Genomic DNA, 2,500 nt, shown 5'->3' with positions numbered 1-2,500 from the left:
AGCGGCGGAGCATGTGGATTAATTCGATGCAACGCGAAGAACCTTACCTGGGCTTGACATGCGCCAGACATCCCCAGAGATGGGGCTTCCCTTGTGGTTGGTGTACAGGTGGTGCATGGCTGTCGTCAGCTCGTGTCGTGAGATGTTGGGTTAAGTCCCGCAACGAGCGCAACCCTTATCCTGCGTTGCCAGCGCGTCATGGCGGGGACTCGTGGGAGACTGCCGGGGTCAACTCGGAGGAAGGTGGGGATGACGTCAAGTCATCATGCCCCTTATGTCCAGGGCTTCACACATGCTACAATGGCTGGTACAGAGGGCTGCGATACCGCGAGGTGGAGCGAATCCCTTAAAGCCGGTCTCAGTTCGGATCGCAGTCTGCAACTCGACTGCGTGAAGTCGGAGTCGCTAGTAATCGCAGATCAGCAACGCTGCGGTGAATACGTTCCCGGGCCTTGTACACACCGCCCGTCACGTCATGAAAGTCGGTAACACCCGAAGCCCATGGCCCAACCCGCAAGGGAGGGAGTGGTCGAAGGTGGGACTGGCGATTGGGACGAAGTCGTAACAAGGTAGCCGTACCGGAAGGTGCGGCTGGATCACCTCCTTTCTAAGGAGCACAACACATCCGCGTCCCCGGGATACCCGGAACCAGGGCGCGGGGTGGCTCGGGCTCGGAAGCCGAATGTGTTTCCGTCCGGGTTGCTCAAGGAATTGTGGAACTACTGGTTACGGGTTCTCGCGGTGGTGATGCCGCCGACCTAGTACTGCGGGGCTTCGGCTTCGCGTGGAACGGCGGCCGCGGATCCGGGCGGGTTCTTGTTCGCTGGCGCGCTGTTGGGTCCTGAGGCAACACACGTTGTTTCTGGTGTGGTGTTTGAGAACTGTAGAGTGGATGCGAGCATCTTTGTGGTCAAGTTGTTAAGGGCACATGGTGGATGTCTTGGCTTCAGGAGCCGATGAAGGACGTGGGAGGCTGCGATATGCCTCGGGGAGCTGTCAACCGAGCTGTGATCCGAGGATTTCCGAATGGGGAAACCCAGCACCAGTGATGTGGTGTTACCCGCCGGTGAATATATAGCCGGTGTGGAGGGAACGCGGGGAAGTGAAACATCTCAGTACCCGCAGGAAGAGAAAACAACCGTGATTCCGTGAGTAGTGGCGAGCGAAAGCGGAAGAGGCTAAACCGATTGCATGTGATACCTGTCAGGGGTTGTGTGGTCGGGGTCGTGGGACCTGCCTTGAGAATTCTGACAGATTCTCGGGTTGATGTGCTGGTTAGTGGAACGCCTTGGGACGGGCGGCCGGAGTGGGTGAGAGCCCCGTACGCGAAAACCAGTTGCATGAGCCTTGGCGGTGTTCCCGAGTAGCAGCGAGCTCGTGGAATTTGCTGTGAATCTGCCGGGACCACCCGGTAAGCCTAAATACTTCCTGGAGACCGATAGCGGACGAGTACCGTGAGGGAAAGATGAAAAGTACCCCGGGAGGGGAGTGAAAGAGTACCTGAAACCGTGTGCCTACAAGCCGTCAGAGCCGTTGAGGTGATGGCGTGCCTTTTGAAGAATGAGCCTGCGAGTTAGTGCTGCGTGGCGAGGTTAACCCGGGTGGGGTAGCCGTAGCGAAAGCGAGTCCGAACAGGGCGGTTGTAGTCGCGTGGTCTAGACCCGAAGCGGAGTGATCTACCCATGGCCAGGGTGAAGCGACGGTAAGACGTCGTGGAGGCCCGAACCCACTTAGGTTGAAAACTGAGGGGATGAGCTGTGGGTAGGGGTGAAAGGCCAATCAAACTCCGTGATAGCTGGTTCTCCCCGAAATGCATTTAGGTGCAGCGTCGCATGTTTCACCGCGGGGGTAGAGCTACTGGATGGTCTAGGGGCCTTACCGGGTTACCGAAATCAACCAAACTCCGAATACCGTGGTGTGAGAGTGCGGCAGTGAGACGGCGGGGGATAAGCTTCGTCGTCGAGAGGGAAACAGCCCAGAACACCAGCTAAGGCCCCTAAGTGTGTGCTCAGTGGGAAAGGATGTGGGATTGCCCAGACAACCAGGAGGTTGGCTTAGAAGCAGCCACCCTTGAAAGAGTGCGTAATAGCTCACTGGTCAAGTGGTCCTGCGCCGACAATGTAGCGGGGCTTAAGCACACCGCCGAAGCTGTGTCATTGACACTTTAGATCGGCGTTCGTCCTTGAGGCGGGCGTCCAGTCGTGTTGATGGGTAGGGGAGCGTCCTGCATCCGGTGAAGCGGCGGCGGAAGCCAGTCGTGGAGGGTGCGGGAGTGAGAATGCAGGCATGAGTAGCGAATGCAGAGTGAGAAACTCTGCCGCCGGATGACCAAGGGTTCCTGGGCCAGGCTAATCCGCCCAGGGTAAGTCGGGACCTAAGGCGAGGCCGACAGGCGTAGTCGATGGACAACGGGTTGATATTCCCGTACCCGAGCATGTGCGCCCATGGCGAGGCGGTTGACACTAACCACCCGAAGCCGNNGNNGAAGTCTTCGGACGGA

At 58.4% G+C, this 2,500-nt stretch carries 1 rRNA gene and 1 other annotated feature (both cut by a window edge); the gene reads left to right on the top strand.

The window, feature by feature from the left end:
- Window positions 1-607, top strand: a sequence feature (most likely nonfunctional fraction of RNA operon) (it extends 4,092 nt beyond the left edge of the window).
- Between the two features lie 301 nt (window positions 608-908).
- Window positions 909-2,500: ribosomal RNA gene (locus AMYBE_RS0116650) — 23S ribosomal RNA — on the top strand; it runs 1,531 nt beyond the window's last position.

Source organism: Amycolatopsis benzoatilytica AK 16/65 (genome assembly GCF_000383915.1).
Lineage (GTDB): Bacteria > Actinomycetota > Actinomycetes > Mycobacteriales > Pseudonocardiaceae > Amycolatopsis > Amycolatopsis benzoatilytica.
Note: the sequence above shows the minus strand (reverse complement) of the source record. Positions and strands in the feature narration are given on the sequence as shown.